Origin of the sequence: Hydrocarboniphaga sp., assembly GCF_028291725.1 — a bacterium.
GTDB lineage: Bacteria > Pseudomonadota > Gammaproteobacteria > Nevskiales > Nevskiaceae > Hydrocarboniphaga.
On record NZ_JAQGNT010000110.1, the window covers coordinates 17,606 to 42,238 of the forward strand.

At 65.5% G+C, this 24,633-nt stretch carries 21 protein-coding genes; 5 read left to right on the forward strand and 16 right to left on the reverse strand.

Translation table 11 applies throughout. The features are described from left to right. Window positions 1-26: 26 nt before the first annotated feature. The 4 genes from JWQ90_RS28010 to JWQ90_RS28025 are packed head-to-tail and all read right to left on the reverse strand — an operon-like array spanning window position 27 to window position 4,659. The gene (locus JWQ90_RS28010; protein WP_299698386.1) at window positions 27-1,499 is read right to left on the reverse strand and encodes an efflux transporter outer membrane subunit; all 1,473 of its coding nucleotides are present in this window, start codon (window positions 1,497-1,499) and stop codon (window positions 27-29) included. Beyond that, window positions 1,483-2,973, reverse strand: a complete 1,491-nt coding sequence (locus JWQ90_RS28015; protein ID WP_366919621.1) for a DHA2 family efflux MFS transporter permease subunit — start codon at window positions 2,971-2,973, stop codon at window positions 1,483-1,485. Before JWQ90_RS28015 ends, JWQ90_RS28010 begins: the two co-directional genes overlap by 17 nt. A gap of 41 nt (window positions 2,974-3,014) precedes the next feature. Beyond that, complete coding sequence (locus JWQ90_RS28020) at window positions 3,015-4,109, reverse strand: HlyD family secretion protein (protein ID WP_299698388.1); 1,095 nt, start codon at window positions 4,107-4,109, stop codon at window positions 3,015-3,017. Between the two features lie 13 nt (window positions 4,110-4,122). Beyond that, on the reverse strand, window positions 4,123-4,659 hold the full coding sequence (locus tag JWQ90_RS28025; protein WP_299698389.1) for a MarR family transcriptional regulator: 537 nt from the start codon (window positions 4,657-4,659) through the stop codon (window positions 4,123-4,125). Between the two features lie 195 nt (window positions 4,660-4,854). Between JWQ90_RS28025 and glmS the strand changes: the two genes are divergently transcribed. Further along, window positions 4,855-6,690 (forward strand): glutamine--fructose-6-phosphate transaminase (isomerizing), encoded by a 1,836-nt coding sequence (gene glmS / locus JWQ90_RS28030; RefSeq protein WP_299698390.1) that lies wholly within the window; start codon window positions 4,855-4,857, stop codon window positions 6,688-6,690. A gap of 683 nt (window positions 6,691-7,373) precedes the next feature. Here glmS and JWQ90_RS28035 read toward each other — a convergent pair. The 6 genes from JWQ90_RS28035 to JWQ90_RS28060 form a co-directional block, all read right to left on the reverse strand. Next, entirely contained in the window at window positions 7,374-7,805 is a 432-nt protein-coding gene (locus JWQ90_RS28035) for a type II toxin-antitoxin system PemK/MazF family toxin (RefSeq protein ID WP_299698391.1), read from the reverse strand. Between the two features lie 17 nt (window positions 7,806-7,822). Then, window positions 7,823-8,122 (reverse strand): hypothetical protein, encoded by a 300-nt coding sequence (locus JWQ90_RS28040; RefSeq protein WP_299698392.1) that lies wholly within the window; start codon window positions 8,120-8,122, stop codon window positions 7,823-7,825. A gap of 331 nt (window positions 8,123-8,453) precedes the next feature. Further along, window positions 8,454-8,747: a helix-turn-helix domain-containing protein gene (locus JWQ90_RS28045; protein WP_299698393.1), complete on the reverse strand. Its 294-nt coding sequence runs from the start codon at window positions 8,745-8,747 to the stop codon at window positions 8,454-8,456. Next, entirely contained in the window at window positions 8,747-9,010 is a 264-nt protein-coding gene (locus JWQ90_RS28050; RefSeq protein WP_299698394.1) for a type II toxin-antitoxin system RelE/ParE family toxin, read from the reverse strand. The genes JWQ90_RS28045 and JWQ90_RS28050 overlap by 1 nt, the downstream gene beginning before the upstream one ends. 689 nt (window positions 9,011-9,699) lie before the next feature. After that, window positions 9,700-11,031, reverse strand: a complete 1,332-nt coding sequence (locus tag JWQ90_RS28055) for a HupE/UreJ family protein (protein WP_299698395.1) — start codon at window positions 11,029-11,031, stop codon at window positions 9,700-9,702. Further along, window positions 11,031-12,488: a DUF3500 domain-containing protein gene (locus tag JWQ90_RS28060; RefSeq protein ID WP_299698396.1), complete on the reverse strand. Its 1,458-nt coding sequence runs from the start codon at window positions 12,486-12,488 to the stop codon at window positions 11,031-11,033. Before JWQ90_RS28060 ends, JWQ90_RS28055 begins: the two co-directional genes overlap by 1 nt. A gap of 349 nt (window positions 12,489-12,837) precedes the next feature. Here JWQ90_RS28060 and JWQ90_RS28065 point away from each other — a divergent pair, with 349 nt between their 5' ends. Beyond that, window positions 12,838-15,057, forward strand: coding sequence for an acyl-CoA dehydrogenase (locus JWQ90_RS28065; RefSeq protein ID WP_299698397.1), 2,220 nt, complete (start codon window positions 12,838-12,840; stop codon window positions 15,055-15,057). Window positions 15,058-15,528: 471 nt separating this feature from the next. Here JWQ90_RS28065 and JWQ90_RS28070 read toward each other — a convergent pair whose 3' ends face one another. After that, a complete protein-coding gene (locus JWQ90_RS28070) occupies window positions 15,529-17,454 on the reverse strand; it encodes a WD40 repeat domain-containing protein (protein WP_299698398.1) in 1,926 nt (641 codons plus the stop codon). Window positions 17,455-17,609: 155 nt separating this feature from the next. Between JWQ90_RS28070 and JWQ90_RS28075 the strand changes: the two genes are divergently transcribed. After that, window positions 17,610-18,596, forward strand: coding sequence for a diguanylate cyclase (locus tag JWQ90_RS28075; RefSeq protein WP_299698399.1), 987 nt, complete (start codon window positions 17,610-17,612; stop codon window positions 18,594-18,596). A 33-nt stretch (window positions 18,597-18,629) separates the two neighbouring features. On the opposite strand, the gene JWQ90_RS28080 is transcribed toward JWQ90_RS28075, so the two are convergent. From JWQ90_RS28080 to JWQ90_RS28100, 5 genes are all read right to left on the reverse strand, one after another. Beyond that, a complete protein-coding gene (locus tag JWQ90_RS28080) occupies window positions 18,630-18,950 on the reverse strand; it encodes a high-potential iron-sulfur protein (RefSeq protein ID WP_299698400.1) in 321 nt (106 codons plus the stop codon). A 76-nt stretch (window positions 18,951-19,026) separates the two neighbouring features. Then, window positions 19,027-20,340: a S8 family serine peptidase gene (locus tag JWQ90_RS28085; protein WP_299698401.1), complete on the reverse strand. Its 1,314-nt coding sequence runs from the start codon at window positions 20,338-20,340 to the stop codon at window positions 19,027-19,029. Beyond that, window positions 20,337-20,999, reverse strand: coding sequence for a zf-HC2 domain-containing protein (locus JWQ90_RS28090; RefSeq protein WP_299698402.1), 663 nt, complete (start codon window positions 20,997-20,999; stop codon window positions 20,337-20,339). Before JWQ90_RS28090 ends, JWQ90_RS28085 begins: the two co-directional genes overlap by 4 nt. Next, window positions 20,983-21,597 carry a sigma-70 family RNA polymerase sigma factor gene (locus JWQ90_RS28095; RefSeq protein WP_299698403.1) on the reverse strand — a complete coding sequence of 205 codons (615 nt, stop codon included), beginning with the start codon at window positions 21,595-21,597 and terminating at the stop codon, window positions 20,983-20,985. The genes JWQ90_RS28090 and JWQ90_RS28095 overlap by 17 nt, the downstream gene beginning before the upstream one ends. 103 nt (window positions 21,598-21,700) lie before the next feature. Then, window positions 21,701-22,435, reverse strand: coding sequence for a TorF family putative porin (locus JWQ90_RS28100; RefSeq protein WP_299698404.1), 735 nt, complete (start codon window positions 22,433-22,435; stop codon window positions 21,701-21,703). An 84-nt stretch (window positions 22,436-22,519) separates the two neighbouring features. Here JWQ90_RS28100 and JWQ90_RS28105 point away from each other — a divergent pair, with 84 nt between their 5' ends. Together JWQ90_RS28105 and JWQ90_RS28110 are read left to right on the forward strand one after the other, a co-directional pair. After that, complete coding sequence (locus tag JWQ90_RS28105) at window positions 22,520-23,347, forward strand: class I SAM-dependent methyltransferase (protein ID WP_299698405.1); 828 nt, start codon at window positions 22,520-22,522, stop codon at window positions 23,345-23,347. Window positions 23,348-23,357: 10 nt separating this feature from the next. Next, window positions 23,358-24,527, forward strand: coding sequence for an amidohydrolase family protein (locus JWQ90_RS28110; RefSeq protein WP_299698406.1), 1,170 nt, complete (start codon window positions 23,358-23,360; stop codon window positions 24,525-24,527). Window positions 24,528-24,633: the final 106 nt, after the last annotated feature.

Consider the following 24,633-nt stretch of genomic DNA (forward strand, 5'->3'; position numbering starts at 1 on the left):
TGCCGACGTGTACACCCGATGCGCAATCATGGCCTCACGTCGGCAAGGGATTGCCGACCTACGGGCTCAGCGCTGACCGGTATCACCGCGCCGCCCAGCGCGACGAACAGCTGCGTGGTGTCCTGATAACGCTGCGCCTGCGCACGCACATAACCGAGCCGCGCCTGCTGCGACAGTCGCCCGGCATCCAGCACCTGCAGCACGCCGACGTTGCCAGCGGCATAACTTTCGCGCGTCAGCTTCAGGTTCGCTTCGCTGGTGTCGAGCGCGTTGCGCTGTGCGGTGAGCTGTTCGGCGTCGTGATCCAGAGCGGCGAGCACGTCGGCGACCTGGCCGAAAGACTGCAGCACGACCTGCTGATACTGCGCGAGCGCCGCCTGCTGCGCGTTCTGCGCAGCGCGGCTCTGCGCACGCAGGCTGCCGCCGTCGAACAGCGGCGCGGTCAGGCCGCCGGCGAAACCCCAGGCGAGGCTGTCGCCGTCGAACAGATGCGATAACGAGGTCGACTGCTGGCTCACCGACGCCGTCAGGTTGATCTGCGGATACAAATTTGAAGTCGCCACGCCGGCGCCGGCCGTCGCGGCGTGCAACTGCGATTCTGCGGCGAGAATGTCGGGCCGGCGATGCGCCAGCTCCGAAGGCAGGCTCAGCGGCAGCGAGGCTGGCAGCTGCAGATCGGCGAGCTCGAAATCCGGCGGCGCCCAGTCCCCCGGCGCGTGTCCTACCAGCACCGACATCGCATGCCGTGCGAGGCTCAGCTGCTGGCGCAGCGGCGGCAGCAGGGTCTGGTCGGTGGCGAGCTGGCTCTGCGCACTGAGCACGTCGACGCGCGACACCGAGCCGGCATCGAAGGCGGACTGCACCAGGGTCAGATTTTTCTGGTCCTCTTCGAGCAGGCCTTCCAGCGTCGCGATCTGCGCGCGCATCGAGGCGATCATCAACGCCTGCTGTGCGACGTTGCCGGTCAGGCTCAGCTGCGCGGCCTGCAGTTGAAACGCCTGAGATTCGGCCAGCGCCTGCTGCTGCTCGACCGCGCGATGCTGGCCGCCGGTGTAGTCGAACAGGTAGCGGACGCTGGGGCCGACCGAGAAGTAGTTGAACGGCGGCGCGCGGTTCGGGCCGCTGAACTGCGCACCGTATTGCTGCCGGCCGGCGCCGGCGTCCAGCGTGAGCTGCGGATACAGCTGGCCGGTGCTGGCCGTGACCGCTTCACGCGCCTGCGCCAGCGACGCGCTCGCGGCGGCAAGACTGCGATTGCCGGCCAGCGCCTGCTGCATCGTCGCATTCAGCGGCTCGCACTGGAACTGCGTCCACCAGTCCGGCGCCGGATTCTGGCCGGGCAGCAGCTGCTGTTCGGCATTGGCCTGCAGGCTGCTCAGCGACTCGTCGCCGTAGATCGTCGAGCGGGTGGTGGCCGGGCGTTGATAGTCCGGGCTCACGGCACAGGCCGCGAGCAGCGCGGCAGCCAGCAGCGGCAAGGCATTATTCGGCGGCGACATGCGGTGCATCCTCGGCATTGGCTTTTTGCGGCGCGCGCACCAGCAGCAACAGCGGCAGCGCCAGCAGCGTCAGAATCAACATCAGTTTGAAGTCGTCGATATACGCCACCATCGACGCCTGGCCGGTGATCGCGGCGTTGAGGCCGGCGCTACCTTCGTGCGTCGTCAGTTGTGCCGCGAGTTGCGGATTGCGGTTGGCCAGGTTGAACGGGCTGACGAGTTCGCTCAGAGAAGCGTGCATGACCTGGGTGTTGCTGATCAGCAGCGCCTGCACCACCGAGATGCCGATGCTGCTGCCGATGTTGCGCGCAAGGCTGAACATCGCCGAGGCCTCGTTGCGCAGATTGCCGGGCAGGGTCGCGAACGTCATCGCCGCCATCGGCACGAAGATGATGCCGGTGCCCAGACCCTGGAGAATGCCCGACCAGAACACCGGGCTGGCATCCATCTGCATGTCGAACTGCGTCATCTGCCACAGCGAGATCGCCGTCAACCCAAAACCGGACGCGATGATCAGCCGCGAGTCGAAGCGCCCGACCAGCTGACCGACGATCAGCATCGCCGCGAGCGTGCCGAGACTGCGCGGCGCCGTCAGCAGCCCGGCGTAGTAGACCGGATAGCCCATCAATACCTGCAGCATGGTCGGCAACAGCGCCAGCGTCGCGAACAGCACCACGCCGATGACGAAGATGAAGACGTTGCCGGTCAAAAAGTTCCGATCCTTGAACAGCGCCGGCGGGATGAAGGGGTTCTTGCTGGTCGCCGAGTGCACCGCGAACAGGTAGAACGCCAGGCCGGCGACGATGCTTTCGATCCAGATTTCGCGTGACCCGAACCAGTCCAGTGTGGAGCCGCGGTCGAGCATGATCTGCAGCGCGCCGATGCCCAGGCTCAGCAGCGTGAAACCGAACAGGTCGAACTGCGAAGGCCGCGTTTCGTCCTTCGGCAGAAACAGCAGCACCCCGACGAAGGCCATGATGCCCAGCGGCACATTGATGTAGAACACCCAGCGCCAGCTGTAATTGTCGGTCAGCCAGCCGCCCAGAATCGGGCCGAGCATCGGCCCCAGCAGCACGCCCTGGCCCCAGGCCGCCATCGCCTTGCCATGCCGCTCGGGTGGGTTGATGTCGAACAGCACCGCCTGCGACATCGGCACCAGCGCGGCACCGGCGACGCCTTGTATGAAGCGGAACAGCACCATCTCCGGCAGCGACTGCGCGATGCCGCACAGCACCGACGCGAGGGTGAAACCCAGGATCGATCCGAGAAACAGCTGGCGCCGGCCGAACTGCGAAGCCAGCCAGCCGGTGACCGGCGTCATGATTGCCGCGGCGACGATGTACGAGGTCAGCACCCAGCTCATCTGCTCCTGCGTCGCCGACAGCGAACCCTGCATATGTGGCAGCGCAACGTTGGCGATGGTGTTGTCCAGCGTCTGCAGGATCGACGCGAGCATCACCGTCGCGGTGATCATCCGCCGGTTCAACGCAGGCTTGCTGCTGGTCACGGCGGCGTTCACTGCGCGGCCTGCGCTCCGCCCAACGCGGTGCGGCTATGGCCGGTGTCGACTTCCACGGTCGCGCTCAGGCCCGAACTCAGCGGCAGATCGCTATTGCCGGCCGGCTCCAGGCGCAAGCGCACCGGCACGCGCTGGACGACCTTGACCCAGTTGCCGGTCGCGTTCTCCGGAGGCAGCGCCGAAAACTGCGAGCCGGTGCCCGGCGCGACGCTGGCGACTTTCGCGTCGAACCTGCGGCCCGGATAGGTATCGATTTCCACGGTCGCGGTCTGGCCGGGGCGCATGTAGGTGAGCTGGTCTTCCTTGAAATTGGCCTCGACCCAGACATCACGCGTCGACATCAGCGCAAACACCGGGCTCGCCGGATTGATGAAGTCGCCGACCTGCAACTGCTCGACCTTGGTGACGATGCCGTCGTCGGGCGCTTTGATCGTGGTGTAGCTCAGGTTCAGCAGCGCGCGATCGAGTTCGGCCTTGGCCTGTAGCACGCTCGGATGCTGGTCCGGGTCCAGATCGGGATTGCCGGCCAGCATCGCCAGCACGCTGTCGGCCTGCTGCTGCGCGGCGATCAGTTGCTGGCGCGCGGTATCGAGCGCGTTCTGCGCTTTTGCGAACTGCGCCTGCGACGAGATGCCCGAGGCGAGCAGCTTTTTCTGCCGCTCGAGTTCGCTCTGCTCATAGGCCAGCGTCGCCTGCGCCGAACGCACGGAGGCCATCTGCTGGCGATAGGCGGCCTTGCCGGCACCGACCTGCAGGCGCGCACTGCCGAGCTTGGCCTGCGCCGCATCCACCGCGATGCGGTAGGGCTGGTCGTCGAGCTTGAACAGTACGTCGCCGCGATGTACCGGCTGGTTGTCGTGCACCGCAATCTCGGCGACCTGGCCGGCGACGTTGCTGCTGATCGACGCGCGCGCCGCCTGCACGTAGGCGTTGCCGGTCGACATATAGCGGCCGCCGAGCAGATACATCGCCAACGCGAATACCGCGACGACCAGCACGCCGGCGATCATCAGCGGCACGCGCAGGCGCTCGCCCAAGGTTTTGTCGTTGCCGATCGAGTCGTCGGCGGGGAATGAAGTCGCGGTGCTCATATTGTTGAAACCTTCATGTCGGTTTGCGGCGCGCCGCGCGCGGGTTCTGCGCAGCGTCGGGAGTGGTGGCTGGCGCCGCCGCCTCGGAGGCCGGCGGCGCGCAAGCGTCATCGGCGGTGGTGGGGACCAGCTGACTGAGATTGCGTTGCACGTGCAGCAGCAGATCCAGCAACTGCGCACGCTGTTCCTCGGACAGGCCGGCGAGCGCCTGGGCGCGGGACTGGTCGGCGATCTGCCACATCTCGGCGATCACCGGCGCCGCGGCCGCGGTCAGGAACAACTGTCGGGCGCGGCGGTCGGCCGGATCGGCGCGGCGCTCGACCCAGCCGTCGCGCTCCATGCGGTCGAGAATCCGGACCAGTGCCATCGGATCGGTATCGGCCAGCTCTGCCAGCTTCACCTGCGACAGGCCTTCGCTGCGCTCGATGCCGTGCAGCACCTTGCACTGGGCCAACGTCAGGTTCAGGCCGCTCGCCAGGCGCTCGAAGTTCTTCGAGGACAGGCGGGCAACGTCCTTGACCAGAAACCCGAAGATGCGACTGCGATCCACGACATGGCCCAGTGATAACTGGCGATATCATATCAAATGTTTTTATTGTTGTGCTACTGATACCGGTCGATCGGTCATTCCCGCGAAGGTAGGCGGGAATCCGCAGCTGGCGTGAGCCAAACTCACTCTCACGGATACAATCGGGCATGAAATCAGCCATCAGCAGAAGCGCCTCGCCGCGCCGGACCGCCTGACATGTGCGGCATCGTCGGAGTTGTCGCCGCGCGCGACGTCACCCCCATCCTGGTCGAGGGCCTGCGCCGCCTCGAATATCGTGGTTACGACTCGGCCGGTGTCGCGCTGCTGACGGCCGGCGGCCGGCTCGAGCGCCGCCGCGCCCAGGGCAAGGTGCAGCAGCTGGTCGACAACATTGCCGCCAGCCCGATTGCGGGCTTTCGCGGCATCTCACATACCCGCTGGGCCACGCACGGCGTGCCCAGCGAGCGCAACGCGCATCCGCATGTGTCCGAGGACCAGGTCGCGCTGGTGCATAACGGCATCGTCGAGAATCACGACGAGCTGCGTGCCGAGCTGCGCGCCAAGAGCTACCACTTCAGCAGCGAGACCGACACCGAGGTCGTCGCTCACCTGATCAACGAATACCTCAAGCAGAGCGGCAGTCTGTTGACCGCCGTGCAGGCCGCGGTGCGGCGCCTGCACGGCGCCTACGCGATCGTCGTGATGTCGCCGCGCGACCCGGACCGCATCGTCGCAGCGCGCGCTGGCGCGCCGGTCGTCGTCGGCCATGGCGAGGGTGAAAACTACGTCGCCTCCGACGTGCAGGCGCTGCTGCCGGTGACGCGCCGCTTCCAGTTTCTGGAAGAAGGCGACGTCGCCGAAATCACCCAAGCGGGCATCCGCATCTTCGACCATGCCGGCCACCCGGCCGAGCGCCCGGTCCGCGAATCCAGCCTGTCGGCCGAGAGCGTCGAGCGCGGCGAATACGCGCACTACATGCTCAAGGAGATCTTCGAGCAGCCGCGCGCGATCGCCGACACGCTGGCCGAACGCATCACCGGCAAGCGCGTGTTAGAGGCCGCGCTCGGCCCCAAGGCCGAGCTGCTGCTGCCGCGCGTCAAGAACGTGCACATCGTCGCCTGCGGCACCAGCTATCACGCCGGCCTGATCGCGCGTTACTACATCGAGCAGGGCGCCAAGCTGCCGTGCACGGTCGAAGTCGCCAGCGAGTACCGCTATCGCAATCCGGTGGTGCCGCCGAACACGCTGTTCGTCGCGATCTCGCAATCCGGCGAAACCGCCGACACGCTCGCCGCGCTGCGCGAAGCACGCAAGCTTGGCTACCTCGCCACCTGTGCGATCTGCAATGTGCCGGAGTCCTCGCTGGTGCGCGAGGCGGACATGACGCTGATGACCCGCGCCGGCCCCGAAATCGGCGTCGCATCGACCAAGGCTTTCACCACGCAGCTCGCCGCACTGAGCCTGCTCGGCATCGTGCTCGCGCGTCACAACGGCATGGACGCCAGCACCGAGGCCGCCTACGTGCGCCAGATCGCGCACGTGCCGGAAATGGTCGAGCGCACACTCAAGCTCGAGCCGCAGATCAAGGAGTGGGCCAAGCAGTTCGCCGACAAACGCCACGCGCTGTTCCTCGGCCGCGGGCCGACCTATCCGGTCGCCCTCGAAGGCGCGCTCAAGCTAAAAGAAATCTCCTACATCCACGCCGAAGCCTACCCGGCCGGCGAACTCAAGCATGGCCCGCTTGCGCTGGTCGACGCCGACATGCCGGTGATCGCGATCGCACCGAACAACGCGCTGCTCGAAAAGCTCAAGAGCAACCTGCAGGAAGTGCGCGCACGCGGCGGCAGACTGTTCGTCTTCGCTGATCCCAATACCGGCTTCAAGGCGGAAGAGGGCATCGAAGTGATGCTGATGCCCGAGCACATCGACGCGGTGCAGTCACCGCTGGTCTACACGATTCCGCTGCAGCTGTTGGCGTATCACGTCGCGGTGTTGCGTGGCACCGATGTGGATCAGCCGCGCAATTTGGCGAAGTCGGTGACTGTCGAATAGCGTTCGGTCACCTGATACGAGGTTTGATAATTCGAAGAAAGGGTGTCAGCGTTGTACTAGGGGTGTAAGAATAAGGTAAGTAACTAATAATAAAGAATTTATATGAAAAATCACGCTACGCAACGCGCACTGACAAGTGCGACGAAAGCCGGACGGCGGTGGTTTTAGGCTAGTAGTTATAAAGAGTGTAAGAAAACCCTGTCGTGGCGTCGCCTCTGCGGTAGGTGTGTGCGTGTGCGGTCCGGCAAATGCTGCCCCGCTCGGTACATCGATGCCGCTCGCACTATGATCGATTGATTACCTAGCGTAACTTTTAATTGCGTAAGAAAATTCGCTATTTGGCAAAAATTGGACAAAAGTTTATTTTTTGCCCGGCATCCAGAGGATAGCCCCATCTCACGGATGGCGGAGAATGCATACGCCAAGCATCTCCGATGGCTGGAATACTAAGCGAAGCAGAACGCAAAGCGATCTGTCAGTCGCTTATTGGTTAGCTCATCAAGTTGACCGTTCCGAACTGCCATGCACCTGGGCAGACTGAACAGCGTTGGAGCCTCTCCCGGTATGCGCTTACCGTGTATCGACCAAGTCATCGAGCGGTATCAACCGGTCGTTCGAGTTGGGCTCGCACGCTAAAGGAGGCGGCGTGTACCAGGTGGTTGCTGATGCACGCCGCTGTCCGGCTATTTCCTCTTTGCGGCTTGGATCGCCTTCATCAGATCAGGCACCACATCAGCCTGGAGTTCGCCAAGTCTGGGCGTCAGGCCGTAAGGCTTGAGCTCCGGCACTAGGAACCATGTGCTGTCGTACGACAAGGTCACCAGTTGAGACAGGTCGAAGCGAGTGCGCTTGACCAAGCCGGTGCGCTTGAACGCCGAGGGGTTGTCGATAGGATCGAGGATGAAGTCCCACGGATAGCTGCGGTGCGCTTGGCTTGTGCCGTAGCACACCGTCACGTCGTAGCCGCCGCGTTCAAGTTCGCTGGCCGCCAGGATCAAAGCGGGACGAGGCTTAGGTCCCGGCAAGGGGAGGGCCAAATTCTGCGGGAAATGGCAGAGCACAACATCGCCAGGCTTCGGCCTGGGGTAGAGGGTGGGGGTCGTGCGATTAGACATGCACGGCCCCGGCGAAATCAGTCGTCCAGGAAGGACCCGATGACTTTCCCGCGGAGCTGCTGCGGCACGCTGGCGCGAATCGCTGCATAGTGCTCGTCGGTGAGTTCGTCGAAATCCGGATCGTAGTGAGGGACTTCGCGTGAGACGAACTCAGCCAATGCGCGGTGTATGAGCTGGGTTTCATTAATGCCGAGCAGTTCGGCTGCTCGTTCTGCAGTTGTTTTTGTGAGTCCAAAGGTCGAATCCTTTGCCCTCCACCTGAACAGCGTGGTGGGCGGTTTGATGGTCAAAGGCGGGCCTGCTTTCGCGGTTTTCATGATTAATTTCACTATTAATGACTAAGAGTCGATAAGTTGGGCTAACGTCGGCTACATTTTCATTTCTCCTAGGCCGATATTTCGATTCAACGGGGCGGGCGAATTTGCCCATGTGAGTATTATATCAAAAAGATAGCGCAGGAGCTAGCTTTTTGATAGCTGATGCCGGAGACCTCGGTCGGGCCAGGATCGCGGGTCTGCCGGCGGACTCGGCGACAACCCTCGCCTGCATCTAAGGCAGCGCACTACGTGACTTCCCCGAGGTCCAGGCCGGCTTGACGCTGCTCTGGCCTGATCATTCCCTGACCCCACCGCGGAGCCTCGATATTTTTTAAGCGGCCCTCAAAGCCTCAATCACTTCGGCCGGCTTCGATTTCAAGGCTTTAATGAGAGCCCGAGCCGGACCGGTTGGGGTTCGAAGGCCCTGCTCCCAGTTTCTCAACGTGCCAACGTTCACTTCGATCAATCGAGCGAACTGGGCTTGGGACAAACCCGTCGCGACGCGAACGGCGCGCACCTGAGCGGCGTCAACGACGAATTCGCGAGACGGGGCGCGCTTGCCGCGAACAACCTCGTCCGCCTGAGTCACGCTCTCCATGAGTCGCGCAAAGAGTTTCTTGTCCATTACCAGTTCTCCACGATACGCCTCAACAACCGTTTCTGAGGCTCGGTCAAATCGTCTTTATCCGCCTTTCGGTAGACGGTCAGCATCAAGATCTGAGCTTCGGCAACTCGCCAGAAGTAGATGACGCGAACGCCGCCGCGCTTGCCGGTGCCGGGTAACTTCCGCCGCAGCTTTCGAATCCCGCCGGAGCCCTCAATGATGTCGCCGGCATCGGGATGCTGGGCGAGGTGCGCCTGAAGCTCCGAGTACGACTCATCGGGCATCAGCTCTTTGAGGTCTTCGGTGAAAGCCGGGTTTCGATAACTGGTTTACGTACCATGCGATCTTCTCTCGTTTCCTTCACGATCAGCTCCGCGCCGAACACTCGGAATCGATAGCCGGCCTCCATCGCCGCAGCGCCGATTGGTATATCCGCGCGCGCCGGTCGGCAAGAAGCGCACCTGGATCGACGTGCGCAATGGCATGTTCGTGGCCTACGGCATCCGCCTGCATCCCCGCGATGAGCCGTCGGCCCCTCCTCCGGCTTAGTACGCCCTCGTGACTGCGCTGACGTATGAACCCCTACTCCCGCTTGCGGGAGAAGGTCGCGCGAAGCGCCGGATGACGTTCGTACAGCGCCAGAAAAGCCTCTCACCCCTGCCCCGGCTCTGTTCCGCAAACGACGTAGGTCGGCAATCCCTTGCCGACGTGCTCAAGCGATCAGGGCGCACACGTCGGCAAAGGATTGCCGACCTACATTCATCGGTTCATGGCCCGTGAGCAGGTCCGTAAGGAACACCGGGCTACCCAGGACCAAGCCAAACGCGGCTGGGGGCGAGCAGGCGCGGCGCTATCGTCTCGCCCCCATCCCAACCTTCCCGCGCATGCGGGGGAAGGAGCTGGCCGATTCCGGGGATCAAGCTGGCTTCTATGAAGCTGCGGTGGTCTCTCCCGCAAGCGGGAGAAGGGATTCCTATACGGGGCGGTATTTGTGGAAAGGACCACTTAGCCGATGGGCTCCTCGGCTCTGGCGAAGAACCAACCCAGCCAGCACGCAAAGAGCCGCGGTACTCGCCAGGCATACCGTCACTGCGAACCACAGCGGCGGCGGCGCCATCCAGTCCGCGACGAGCTGCAGCGGATTCGCCCGTCCCAAAGCGCGTTCGAGTATCCAGCCCAGAGCGCAGGCGGCCGCAAACGCGGCGCCCGCGACTCTGATGACCGCATAAGCTCTCGTTGTGCTCAGCAGCAGAATCAATGGAAGCGTCGCCGTGATCACCAGCAGCTGCATGGCCTCGATGCCGAGATTGAAGCCGACCAGGCTCAGTGCCAGCGTGGCTCCGTCGAAGTTGAGGCCCGCCAACACCTCGGCGAACGCAAGGCCGTGAACCAGCCCGAATGCCGAGGCGATCCAGATCTCCTTGCCGGCGAACAGCGGGCGCCAGGCGTGAGCGCAGGAGACGAGGATCGAGACGGCGATCAGTATCTCGATGATGCGAGTCGGTGCCACGACCCAGCCCATCGCGGCCAGCGCCAGGCTGATCGAGTGGCCGACGGTGAATCCGCTGACGACGCCGACGATGGTCCTTGCACTCGCCGCCAGGCTCTTGCGTGCGCGCCAGCGCCCGGCGCTGGCGATCAGCGGCGACGGCAGCAGCAGCGCGAGAAGGAACAGCAGATGATCCGGGCCCTCGGCGATGTGATGCAGGCCCAGCGAAAACATATGGCGGAAGCCCTGCCACCAGCTGCCGTCGGAGCCGTCGACCTGGATGTGTGTGTTGCCGAAGCCGGCCGTGCTGATCAGCATCGGCTTGTCGCCGAGCAAGCCGTTGCGGATGTCGCGCCTGACGTAGATCAGCGCCTGGTGCGAGACCACCTGTTGCAGAATCACCTCGTAGTCGAGCGCGAAGACCTCCGTCGAAACGCCGGCCGGCGCCTGTAGCCTGGCCTGCACGCTGAGCCAGTCGTTGCTCGTCCAGTTGACGTTGTCCGTCGCCTTCATGGCGAGTGACTCGATGTGCAGGGCATAACTCCGGCCGTCCTGGCTGCGGATCAGCAAGCGGTCCCCGATGTACCGCTCGATCCGGGGCCCGTGCTGCGCTACCACCGAGCCCGGGATTGAGGCGAGTGGGAGCAAAAGGGCCGCTCCCAGCTCGCTCACGGGCAGCTGCAGTTCGACATCGATCGCGTTGCGGCCGATGTCGAGCATCACGATGCTCGGTGGAACATCGTGTGCCAGAACCGGGTGCGGCACACCCGCGCACAGCAGCAAGAGCATCGCCGCACAGGCTGCACGCAAGCGCATCAGTTGCTCAGCTGGTTGTAGTAGTCGTAGGTTTTGTCGCGGTAGATCATGTGGTAGTGAGTCTGACCCGAGATCACGACGCCATTCTGCACGGCGATTTCCATCCACACGCGCGGGCCGTCGACACGCATGTACGTGCCGTTCGCGGAGACATCCGGGCCCGAGCTGCTGACGGAGCCGGAGGCATTCGCCCATGCCACATAGGTGCTGCCGTAGTCCGCCTCGTAGTCGCTCAGCAGGCGGCTCGCCGTCGTGCTGTCGTAGTCATCGGTAAATTGTTCGATGGCGGCCATCACCAATGCCTGCTGCGTTGTCGACAGGCTCGATACCAGCAAGCCCCGATCGCTGCTGCTGGCGATGGCGTTGAACTTGGTGGTGACGTTGGCGTAGCTGCCGGTGTTGGCCTCGACCGGGCCGATCAGCACGTCGGAGAACGTCTGCCCGGAGAGGAAGGCACTGGTGAGTTCCGAGCTGCTCATGCTGCTGAAGATCGCCACCATCGCGGCGGCCTTGTCCGCGAGCACCGTATAGGTGCCGGAATCATAGAAGCTGTAGCTGGTGTGATCGTTGGCAGTGAACGCGGTCCTCGGTTCGACTCCGATATGGTGAGGCGTCGGATAGGCGCAGGCGCCGTTGAAATTGATGTTGAACGCCATGTGATGGCCGCCCAGCATCAGCGTCCACGAGCCGGTTTGCGAGGGCGTGCCGATGAACGCGACGTGGTACAGATCCGCGCCATAGCCGTTCGCATTCTTCGTGTAGCCCAGGTAATCGTCAGCGGCGATCACACCCTGGAAATCGGCGTATCCCGCGCTGCTGAGCGCGACTTTGGCAAGGGCGTTGAACGCGGAAATCTGGCTCGACGTGCTCACCTCCGCGAGCGTGATGCCGGGCCTGCTGAAGCTGATCGCGCCGGGCGGCAGGTTGGACCAGTTGGTCTTGTAGACATTGAGCTGCGAGCTCGAGTACGACGAGTCGCTGTAGAGAGTCGATGCCGTCAGCGAGCTGCCGAGTGCGGCTTCGAAAGTGCTGACGGCGCTGAGCACACTGTCGACGTAGGTGGTATCGCAGGATGCCGTGTCGCTGCTCGAAACCGTCAGAGTCACGGTGCTGCTGGTGGTGGTGCCGCCGCTGTTGGAGACGGTGACGTAGTAGCTGCCCGCATCGCTGGTCGCGGTGCTTGCGATCGTATACGTCGAAGACGTTGCGCCGGAGATCGCGCTGGACGCCTTGTACCACTGGTAGCTCAGCGTGCCACTGCCGCTCGCGGTGACCGTGAAGCTCGCCGCGCTGCCGGCGGTAACCGTCTGAGACGAGGGCTGCGTCGTGATCGTCGGGGCGGTAACGGTGCCGCTGGAGTCGGAGCTGTCACTGCCGCCGCCGCCACAGGCCGTCACAGCCGCAAGACCCAGGAGAAGCAAAATAACCAGCGAAAAACGCCGTGTGTTGACAAGCATCGTTGCCCCCTGGCTCGCGCCAAGCTCGAATACAAGATGGATCCCGCGCAGCGGGTCGGATACCTGTGTCGAAGCTTAGGAGCTGGGGATGGAGCGCCCGGGATTCTTTACAAGGGATTTACAAAGCTCGGCTGTCTGGGTCAATTCGCGGCGCCCGCAGGTTCACGGATCTTAGTAGTCAACAGTAATGCTCATCAGGACGCCAGACCGCCGCAGCTCATACAATGAGGACTCGATGAGGGCTCGCCGGGCCTGGATCGGGACCGCAGCGCAGCAAAGAGCGCGCGTCCCGCCGGTTGCGGCGAACCAACACGATGGATCAACCAATAGAGCATCGAGGAGCCATGGTATGAAGCTTGGTCTGCCGGACGACAGCCTGCCCATTCAGGAAATGTTCGAGGGATTTTTCGCCGCCGAGTCCACGCCCGTCCGCGTGCGCGCCGCCGAGCCGCTGGGCTTCGATGCGGCCCTGTGGCGCGAGCTGGTCGCGATCGAGGCGCCCTTCATGCGCTTGTCGGCGGATGCGGGTGGCGGCGGCATGAGCCTGTTCGATACCTGCCTGATGATGGACCAGGCCGGCCGCAGGCTGGCCTCCGCTCCCTTGGCGGAGGCGGTGGTCGCGCTGCGGATACTCGGCGAACTCGGCGGGGATGCGGCGCGCCTGTGGATCGACAAGATCCGCGACGGCGAGACGGTGCTCGCCCTGGCGCTCCGCGAGGCCAAGCCGGGCGTGGCGCAGCTGGTGCCCGGCGGCGCCGTGGCGAAGGCCGTGCTGACTTTCGACGGCAATGAGCTTGCCATTGAAATCCCCGCTGCGCCGCTGGCCGCGCCTGCGACGCTCGGCGGCTCGGCCATCGGCGTGTTCGAGCCCGGCAAGGGCCAGCGGCTGGTCATCTCCAGCGGTGCGGACGCGGCCAAGATCTGGGCCGCCGGCATCGAGGAGTGGAAGCTGCTGACCTCGGCCGCGCTGATCGGCCTGTCCAAGGAAGCGCTGGCGATGGCGGCCGCCTATGCCTGCGAGCGCATTGCCTTTGGTCAGCCCATCGGTGCGAACCAGGGCATTGCCCATCCGCTGGCGATCGACGTGATCGATGCCGATGGCGGCGGCATGCTGCTGTGGTGGACGCTGCGCGCGATCGCGGACGGCGCCCCCGACGCGGCGGCGACGGTGTCGATGCTCTATTGGTGGAGCGTGCGCACGGCCACCAGCTGCGTCGCGCATTCGCTGCACACCTTCGGCGGCTATGGTTTGTCGGTCGAATACGACATCCAGCTGTATCACCGCCGCGCCAAGGCCTGGGCGCTGGTGCTGGGCGATCCGCAGGCGGAGCTGGTCCGCGCCGGCCGTCGCCTGCTGCTGGGCGAGACGGCGACGCTGCCGGACCCGGGGCTGGTCGATGTGGACTTCTATCCGCCCACGGCAGGCAAGGAGCTGGCCGACGAGACGCGCGCGCTGTTCAAGCGCATCCTCGATCCGGCAAAACACAACCTGGTTGATCACAACTTCGAGTCCCACGACTGGGACGTGCACCGTGCCATCGGCGCAGCCGGCCTGCTGTACCCGGACTGGCCGGTGAAGTGGGGCGGACGCGGCGCCGACGCGGATTCCACGCGCGCCAGCCTCACCGTGTGGCAGGAAGTCGGCTATGCCGGCCTGCCGCGCAGCACCACCTCGATGATCGGCCACGTCGTGCAGAAGACCGCCAAGCCGGAGCTGCAGGAAGAAGTGCTGCTGCGCATGGGCCGCGGCGAGATCAGCGCCTGCCTCGGCTACACCGAGCCCTCCGGCGGTTCGGACGTGTTCGCCGCCAAGACCCGCGCGGTCCGCGACGGCGATGACCCGAACGCGGGGTGGATCATCAACGGCGCCAAGATGTTCACCTCGGGCGCCGAGCTCGCCAGCTACGTGATCCTGATCACGCGCACCGATCCCGACGTGCCCAAGCACAAGGGCATCACGGTGTTCCTGGTGCCGATGAACAAGCCCGGCATCGAGATCACGCCGGTGCATACCTTCATGGACGAGCGCACCAACGCGACTTTCTATTCCGATGTTCGGGTCGAGGACAAGTATCGCCTCGGCGAGATCAATGGCGGTGCCAAGGTGCTGGCGGCCGCGCTGACGATGGAACAGGGCGGCGGCTACTACCACCTGCTGATCCGCGAGATGGCCGACACCGTGGCGGAATGGGCGCGCGGCGAGCAGCGCAACGGCCGGCCGCTGATCGAGGATTCCAACTTGCTCGCGCGCATCGCCAAGGCCTATGCCGACAGCCGCATCAGCGAAGTGCTGTCGGGCCGGGTGCTCGGCTCGCGCCTGGCCGGCATCCCGGATCTTGCCTTCGGCCCCGCCTCGAAGGTCTTCTCCACCGAAGCCTTCATCGTCGATTCCGCCGAGCTGCTCGACGTGGCCGCGCCGCGCTCGCTGCTGCGCGGACAGCAAGGCCTGGGGTTGGTGGAGAAGGGCTACCGCCATTCGACCGCGACCTCGATCTACGGCGGCACCAGCGAAGTGCTGCGCAGCATGGTGGCCGAGAGGCGCCTGGGCCTGCCGCGCAGCCGGGCCTGAGGCGGCTTCGGCGTCCAGTGCCTGAAGACAACGTAGGTCGGCAATCCCTTGCCGACGTGTACCCTCGGATGTGCAAGCGAGGCCTCACGTCGGCAAGGGATTGCCGACCTACCGTTGCCGGGAAATGCTTTTCAGCGATTACAGGCCCTAGTCCACTGAATCACTGAAATCGGCAGTGCTGTCCACCCGATGCGGGCGCGCTGCTGCGTTGCAAATGCTCGCGATACCTACGGGTATCGCTGTGCTTTGCGCCTTGCACCGCATCCCGCCTCGGGCGTCCCTCACCGCCAATTCCAATGATCCAGCGGACTAGTACCGTGGCACAGAGGTTTCGAAACAAATTCGCTCGGTCTGGTGCCGCGATACTGCGTTGCTCGTCGTCGCCATAGCGACGGCTATGACTCCTCCTCGCGCCTGGTCTCGCGCCCCCATCCCTTCGCGCCTTTGTTGCGAAACCTCTGCGCCACGGTACTAGTACGGAAACCGCGCCAGCACCAGCGTCGCATCGGTGCGGCCGTAGGCCAGCGAGTCGCCGCTGTGCGAGTAGGCGGTGGACAGTGTGACCGGCGTGCGGCCCCAGCCGGTTTCCTGGTCATAAGTCGCCAGCAGCGCGCCGCTGGCGGCGCCCCAGACCATCAGCTTGCGCGAGTAGCCCGAGCCGCAGACCAGGGTCTGGCCGTCGGGGGCGAAAGCGACCGAGCCGACAAAGCCGTCGGGGTCGCCGGCATAGGTTTGCAGCAGCGCGCCGTCGGCGATGCGGAAGCGCTGGATGTTGTTGCCGTAGCTTTCCTCGCCCGCGATCAGGCTGAGCCCATCGGGCGCAAACGCCAGCGAACGCGGCAGCGCAGGGGTGGCGATGATGCGCAGCAGGCTGCCGTCGGACACGTTCCAGAGCCGGATACGGGTGTCGCCGTAGGCCGCCGCCAGCGTCGCGCCGTCCGGCGACAGTGCCAGTGACAGCACCGCGAACTGCACGCCGGCGTTGAGCGTCCTCAGCAGCGTGCCGTCGGATACGCGCCAGAACTTGATCAGCGTGTCGTAGCCGCCCGAGATCAGCTGCGTGCCGTCATTGGTGAACCGGACCGCCTGGGTGCTGCCGTTGTTGCCGGCCAGCACCAGCAACTGGGTGGCGTCGGAGACGCGCCACAGCATGATGCGGTTGTCGCGCGTGTCGGGTGGCGGCGAGCCGGCGGCCGCGGCGATGATCGCGCCGTCCGGCGAGAACGCGACCTCGTTGATGATGTCGTCCAGGCCCAGATAGCTGCGCTGAAACCGTCCGTCGCTGGCGCGCCAGAGTTTGGCTGTGAAGTCCATGCTGCCGGTGCCCAGCCATTGATCGTCGGGCGAGAACTTGACCGAGGCGACGTTGGCGGCATGCTGGCCGTAGGTGCGCTTCAGGCTGCCGTCGGCGAGTTTCCATTGCCGCGGATGGCTGTCGGCGCCACCGGAGAACGCCGAGACATTGTCCGAGGCGGCGGCTACCGAGAAGATCGCCGACTGGCCGGATGTCTTGAGCACCTTGCTCTGCGATCCCGAAGGCAGATCCCACAGCCGCGCGGTATTGTCGTAGCTGCCCGAGACCAGGGTCTTGGCGTCGGCGCTGACCGCCACCGAGCTGACCATGCTCAGGTGGCCGCGGAACACGTGGGTGCTGCTGCCGCTGCTGACCTGCCAGGCACGTAGCGTGCGGTCCCAGCTGGATGAATAGAGCGTCTGGCTGTTGGGCGCAAACACCACGCCGGAGACGAAATTGGAGTGCCCGCGCAGCGTCCGCGTCAGCGTCCAGTTCGGCGCCGCCCACAGCTTGACCGTCTGGTCGGCGCTGCCGGAGGCCAGCCACTGGCCGTCAGGCGAATACGCCACCGAGAACACCGTGCCGGTATGGCCGTTGAGCACCTTGATCTGCACGCCGTCCGACACCCGCCACAGGCGCACCGTCTTGAGTTGATCGCCGCTGGCGAGCGTGCTGCCGTCGGGCGAAAACGTCAGCGAGAAAATCTGCGTCGGCCCGTCGATGCTGCGAATCAGCGTGCCGTCCGCAACGCGCCACAGCTTGATATTGCCGGCCGGATCGCCGGCGACGAATTCGCCCGACGACGCCAGGGTTTGCCCGTCGGGCGAGAACGCGACCGTGTCCACGCCGCCGTCGTGGGCGGCGAGCGTGCGGATCAGGCTGCCATCGGAGGTGCGCCACAGCTTGACGGTGTAGTCGTCGGCACTGCCGGTGGCCAGCGTCAGGTGGTCGGGCGAGATCGCCACCGCATTGAGCGCGCGGTGGCCGGGGCCGAACCAGGCGATGTCGGGCGCCGCGGCCTGCACCGGCGGTGCCGTCAGTGTCAGCAGTACCAGCGACAGAGCGGCGGCCAGGCGCCGTGCCGCTACGAGACTTGTCATCATGATCAGCTCCGGCAGCAGGTATACACCTCGGGTGAGTGCCGAAAAAGCGCGATCCGGTTCATTAGGGCCTGTTGTGCTCCGCGTCTCAATTTTGCGGCCCGGCTGCCGATAGCTGCCTACAACCTGTACAGCGCGGCCGCGCATTGGGACGCACCATGAAGATCCTGCTCGTCGACGATTCCCGTTCCTCGCGTTGCGTTACCTCCGCCTACCTGCTCGAGATGGGCTACCCGCTCACCGAGGCGGTCGACGGCATCGAAGCGCTGGAAATCTATAGGCGCGATCGCCCCGACCTGGTAATCACCGACGTCGAGATGCCCGGTATGGATGGCTACACGCTGGCGCGCGAGATCCGCCGCAACGACAGCATCGATGACTGGGTGCCGATCATCTTCCTGAGCGGCTGCGTCGGCGACGAGGACATCGCCAAGGGCCTGGAAGCCGGCGGCGACGGCTACATCCTCAAGCCGGTCAGCCCGATCGTGCTCGGCGCCAAGCTCAAGGCGATGAAGCGCATCACCGACATGCGCCGCCGGCTGCTGGAGCTGAGCACCGAGCTGCAGGCGGCCAATCGGGCGCTGATCAAGGTGTCGCAGATCGACGCGCTCACCAACGTCGCCAACCGCCGCTCCTTCGACGGCGGACTGGAGCGCGAGTGGTATCGCGCCCAGCGCAGCGGCCGCCCGCTCGGCATGATTCTGTGCGACGTGGACTACTTCAAGCGTTACAACGATCGCTACGGTCATGCCCAGGGTGATGCCTGCCTGTGCGCCGTCGCCGAAGCCATCGCCAAGCTCACCCGCCGCAGCACCGACGTGCTGGCGCGTTACGGCGGCGAAGAGTTCGTGATGCTGCTGACCGACGCCGACGAAGCCGTGACGATGGCGGTGGCGCGGGCGATGCGCGAGGCCGTGGCAGCTCTGGCGCTGGTGCACGCGGATTCCGATGTGGCCTCCCATGTCACCATCAGCCTCGGCGTCACCGTCTGCATTCCGGACCGCAGCCTGAATTCCGCCGACCTCTTCAAGTTCGCCGATGCCGCGCTCTACGATGCCAAGGGCCAGGGCCGCAATCGCGTCTGCCTGCGGCCGTTCGAGCGGCCGGCTGCCGCCACCGCCGGCCCGACTGCCGCGATCGCCTGATCGCTGCGGTGCGGCCGGCCTATCGGCACAAAATCAGGACTTCGCGGTCCAGGACGTGCACCAGGCCGTGGCCCGGACCTGCTTGCCTGAGAACAGCGGACAGCCGCCTTGCGACGATCCCGCGGCGCCCTGGTAGAGCATGCAGCTGCCGCAGCGGCTGCCGGGTTTGGCTTTGGCGGCAAGGCTGGCATCGTCGACGTAACCGACGGCCTTGGCTGTCGCATCGTCGGCGGTCACCAGCGGCAGGTCGGCGGCAAACGCCGTGCTCGAGCGGATGCCGGCCATTGGTATCAGGCAGATCGCGATCGCGGAGCCCAGCAACTGGCGACGGAAAGGGTCGGTAACGGGGTTCATGCTGCTTGCTCCATGCTTGCTTCTGTAGGGGGTTCCCACAGCCCCGGTTCCGCCCGGAACAGGGGCAGGGGAACTGCTATCTGGGTATGGAAATGGGTGCGTGCTCATTGCTGCCGCCGACCGTGAGCCGGCTGGCGGAACGATCGCAATGGACACGTACTGCCTCGCTGGCCAGAGCCCGGCAGGCATCGATCGAATCTCCGGTGGATCTGAGTATCTGCCGGGCAGACGCAGCGTCGAGACCGGCATGTTCGGACAGCAGCAGCGCCACTACGCCGGTGACGTGCGCCGTCGCCAGCGAAGAGCCGGAAGCGAAGTCGTAGTGGCCGCCCGGAGTCAGTGTCAGTATTTCGCGACCAGGCGCACGCAGTACCGCCGCAGCGGAAGCCGGACGATCTTCGGTATCCACCGCGATGACGCCCTCGATGTCGACCGGGAAGCCGGCCGTGCGGCCACTCGGCGGGACCGCGCCGATAAAGATCTGCCCCTTGTCCAGCCCGTAGTGCACCAGTTGCTCCAGCAGCGGATCGGCCGGGCCGCCGAGGCTGAGATTGACGATCTCGGCCCCGGATTCAATCGCCGCGACCAGCGCCTGGGCCAGCGTGTAGGAGTTGCACTGCGCCGCGTCTTCGCCCGGTTTCAGCGGCCAGCAGGCCTTGAACACCAGCAGCTGCACATTGGGTGCGATGCCGACGATGCCTACACGATTATTCGCCACCGCTGCGATGACGCCGGCGACTTCGGTGCCATGACGGTCGAGCCTGAATGTCTGCGCGTTGTCGTCGACGAAGTTTTTCTGGCCGGACAGCCGCCCCTGCAGATCCGGATGCGAAACGTCGACGCCGGTGTCGATGATCGCGACGCGCACGCCGTCGCCGCGTGACCACTGGTGCGCGTCAGCGGCGTCGACTTCGGCGAAGCCGCGCTGCAGTTCGACATAAGGATCGTTGTACGAACTGCCCAGTGTGCTGAAGGTCTGCAGCGGCTGTGCCAGGCGCACGCGCGGATCGTGAGCAAGCCCGGCCAGCACGGCGTCGCGCGAGCTGTGCTCGGGGATCTCGAACACCACGCAGTGCAGTTTCAGCGGCGCGATCGGCCAGGCGGCGACTTCGTGCAGGCCATAAGCCGCGGCCAGCGCCGCCAGTGCGATATGCGCTGCGTCACCCTCGGCATAGCGCGGCAGGCTGTCGTAGCCGCGCAGAGTCGAGCCCGCATGCGTCGCGACCGGTTCGGACGGGTTGGACACCGCCAGCACGATCAGCCGCTCCGGCGCTGCCCGCATCTGCGCCTGCTGTGCCAGCGCGCTCGGGTTCGTCGGAACGCCGGCGCAGGCCGCGAGCAGCGCAGCCGACCAGCAGCAGGCTGCGGCCCGCCAACAATTCACGATCATTGCGCGGTGCCGACCGGCTCTGCGAAACGCACGCGCGGGTCGGCGCGCAGCTGCTGCAATGCGAGCTGCCCGGCCGCGGCGTCGCGCGCCACCAGCGGCGCCAGCGAGTAGACCCCGGCCTCGCCGGGACCGCCGACGATCTGCAATTGCGATTGCGACAGCAGCGCCTGGAACTCGCCGAGCGACAGCGACGGCGCCAGCACCACGCGGATCGTCGCCGTCGCCGGCATTGTCGGGGCCGCGCTCAGGGTGCGATAGACCGGCGCGGAGCGCTGCCATATGGCGCCGGCCAGCGCGGCGATGCCGACGGTTTCGACGATCAGCGCCGCGGCCAGGGCGGGCAGCAGCCAGACGCGCGGCGATCGCCTGGCTTTTTTTCGCGGCGGCGCCTCGTCTTCAGCCAGCTCCGCATCGATCCGCCGCCAAAGGCGCTCCAGCGACGGCAGCGGATCGGTGTCGGCCTGCGCTGGTGCCGGGTCGTGGCGCAGCGCCGCCTGCAGACGACGCTGCGACTCCAGCTCCAGCCGGCAATCGGCGCAGTCTTTCAAATGGGTTTCGACGCTGAGGCGCTGCGCCTGGGTCGCGCGGCCGTTGACGACCCAGGGAATCAGTTCCCAGATCTTCGGGTGCAGCGAGGCGCTCTCATCTGTGGACTTCATAAGCTGCTCCGTCGTTCATACCACCCAGGGTCGGCAGCAGATTGCGCAGCCGGATGCGCGCGTGAAACATGCGCGCCTTCACCGTGCCGACCGGGCAGGCCATGATTTCCGAGATTTCTTCGCAGGAATGCCCCAGGTAGTAGGCCAGCAGCAGCGTCGTGCGCTGATCGGGCGGCAGGCGCTCGAGGCCCTGCATGATCCAGCTGCGCCGATCCTGCTGAACCAGCGGATCGTCCCACTGGGTTTCGTCTTCGATCGGCAGTACCGGGTCGGCCAGCGGCGGTGGCCCGGCGCGCCGCAGCGCCTTCAGCGCGCAGCGATAGGCGATGCCCATGATCCAGGTCGACACCAGGGACTGGCCGCGGAATTCCTCGGCCTTTCGCCAGACGATCCAGAAAGTGTCGTTGACCACCTCCTCGATCAGATCGTCGCGCTGGGTGACGCGGGCCAGAAAGCGCCCGAGCCGGCGATGATAGTCCCGGTACAGCTTCTCGAACGCCGGCCGGTCTTGCTGCGCGATCGCCCGCAGCAGGCTGCGATCGACAATGTCGCGTTCGGCCTGCTGTTCCGCCGGCAACTCCGGCGTCGCCGAACTCATGCTGCGAGGCTCGCTTGCATTTGAACGCACTCCGAAAAATGATCTGAAATGATCTGGCTAGACGGTTAGTGCCCCTGCGCGCAAAAAAAGTTGTGCCCGGTGTTCAAAAATGCCACAGCACCGTGCCGACCCAGCGGTCTTCGGCGGTGTCGCCGTAGAACAGCGCCTTGGCCTGGTGGTCGGTGCCGATGAAGCTCAGCTCGACCTGTAACGAGCCGAGCGCGTAGCTCAGGCCGGCGTTCCAGTAGGTATAGGCGTCGCCACTGAAACCCTGGAGCTGGTGGTAGCCGATGCCGGCATTGCCAGACAAGGAGCCCAGCAGCGGCTGATGCACCACCAGGTCGTAGGACAGCGCGTTCTCGCCGCTGATCGGGCCGTCGCGGGTGGGTGCGCCCTTGTCCGGCGACCAGGCGATGCTGACGAAAACCCGGTTCGACCAGGCCAGCGTGCCGGACAGCTCGTCGTAGTTATAGAGGCTGCGCGGTGTGTCCATCGGGTAGTCGTAATGGTTCAGTGACAACCAGCCGCCCCAGTTCGCAGGCAGCGTCCAGCCGTAGCCCAGGTAGGCGCTGAGCTGCGACGAGGTGCCCCGGTCGGCGCCGAGGTCGAGTGTCGCCGCGCCGGCGCCGGCGAACCATCGCGCATCGGCGGAGTAGTGCGCGTCGATCTGCAGCGACGGCTTTCCGTCGCTCGCAGTTAAACCGCGGACGACATTGTCGGTACTCACTCCTATCGCGCCGCCCCAGTTGTCGGCCAGCGCGCACGGCGATGCGGCGAGCGCCAGCATCGCAAACAGTCCGGTTCGCCTACGCGGGCCGGTCACAGCAGAAAACAACATCGAGCCTCCCCGATGACCCGCAATCGATTGCCGGCCTCAACTCTAAAGCCAAACGACGGTGCCGGCCTGGATAGGGGTCTGGATGTGGGTCTGAATGGGGGCCTGGATGCGCAGCTGCTGGCTACGCAGCGCGCGTTCGACAGTGTCGCCGCCGATTACGACGGTCCCAAGGGCAACAACGCCTTGATCCAGCGCATGCGGACGACGATGTGGGACACCATCGAGGATACGTTTACCGGCGGATCGCGCTTGCTCGATCTCGGCTGCGGTACCGGCATCGACGCCGCCGAACTGGCGCGGCGCGGGCATTCGGTACTGGCCACCGACTGGTCGCCGCAGATGGTCGAGCGCACTCGAGCGCGCGCTGCCGCGGCCGGGCTCAACGAGCGCCTGGCCGTGGCCCATGTCGGCATCCAGCAACTCGACCAACTCGATCCCGGGGGCGAGAAATTCGACGGGATCTACTCCAATTTCGGTCCGCTGAACTGCGCGCCCAACCTGGCCGCGGTCGCCAGCCAATGCGCGCGCCTGCTCAAGCCCGGCGGCCGGCTGGTGTTCTCGGTGATCGGCCGCCTGTGTCCCTGGGAAGTCTGGCACTACGCGCTGCGCGGGCGCATCAGGCGGGCGAGCGTGCGCGCCGCGCGGGGCGTGACTGCGGTCGGCATGAACCGCCATACGATATGGACCTACTACTACCTGCCGCGTGAGTTCTACCGGCCGTTCTCGGCACTGTTTTCGCTGGACCATTACCGCGCGCTGAGCCTGTTCCTGCCGCCGCCGTATCTGCTGGATTTCTACGAGCGCCGCCGCGGTCTGTGCGAGCGGCTCGGGCGCATCGACGATCGCTTCGGCGCCCTGCCGCTGGTACGCGACATGGGCGATCACTTTCTGATGATCATGCGCAAGCGATGAGCGGCGCCTGATGGACGCCCGCCTGGTCAATGCGGCCCTAGTATCGCCGCAGCGCGTGTCGCGAGCGCCGCTGCATCTGGCGCAAGGCCGCATTGCTGCGGCCGCGGCCGTCGCTGGTGGCTATCAGGTCGATCTGCGCGATCACCTGATTTTTCCCGGCCTGATCAATGCACACGAGCATCTGCACCAGAACGCCATTCCGCCGCTGAAGTCGGCTGCGCCGTTTCCGAACAGCTACGCCTGGATCGCCGCGTTCCAGGCGCATTTCGACGATCCGGCCGTAATCGCCGCACTGTCGGTTCCGAAGGCACTGCGCCACCGCCATGGCGGCCTGAAAAACCTGCTCGCCGGCACCACCTGCGTTGCGCATCACGACCCCTGGCATGCCGCGCTCGACGCCGCGGATTTTCCGGTGGGCCTGCTGCGCGACTACGGCTGGAGTTATGCGCCGGGGTGGCGGGCTTACGGCCCGCCGATCCGGCAGAGCTTCCATGCCACCGCCCGTGATCGGCCCTGGCTGGTGCATCTCGCCGAAGGCACCGATGCGACGGCGGCGGCCGAGCTGAGGCAACTCGCCGAAGCCGGATGCCTGGCCGCGAACAGCGTGCTGATTCACGGAGTCGGCATGGGCGATGCGGACGTCGGGCGCGTGATCGCGGCGAACGCGGCGGTGGTCTGGTGCCCGGGCAGCAACCTGTCCCTGCTCGGGCGCACGCTGGCTCCGCGGCGGCTATTCGCGGCCGGCTGCCTCGCGCTGGGCAGCGACTCGCGGCTCAGCGGTGCAAGCGATCTGCTGCAGGAGCTGATCCTTGCGAGCGAGCACAGCGATCTGGCGGCGCAGGATCTGCTGCGCCTGGTGACCACCGATGCAGCCCGGATACTGCGCCTGCCGACAGTGGGCGGCCTGGCGCCGGGACAACAGGCCGATCTGGTCATCGTCGGGGATCGCGGCGGCGATCCTTATCGCAGCCTGGTCGGCATCGGCCGCGGCGAGATTCGCGCGGTGGTTCGCGGCGGCCTGCCGATGGTCGCGGATGCCGATTTCGCCGACTGGTTCGCCGCCTGCGGCATCCAAACCGTCAGCGTGACACTGGACGGAAAGCCGAAGCTGCTGGCGAAGTCCATGGCCGATGCGGCGCTGATCGCGCTGGAGCCCGGGCTAGGGCCTGTTGACATTTAATTGGTCGCTGCGCTGGCCCCAAAGAGGGCGCAGTGCAAGGATCGACCGACGCGGTGTACTCGACGTACACAAGGAGGGAGAGACGCCGCAATGCGCCCTCTTTGGG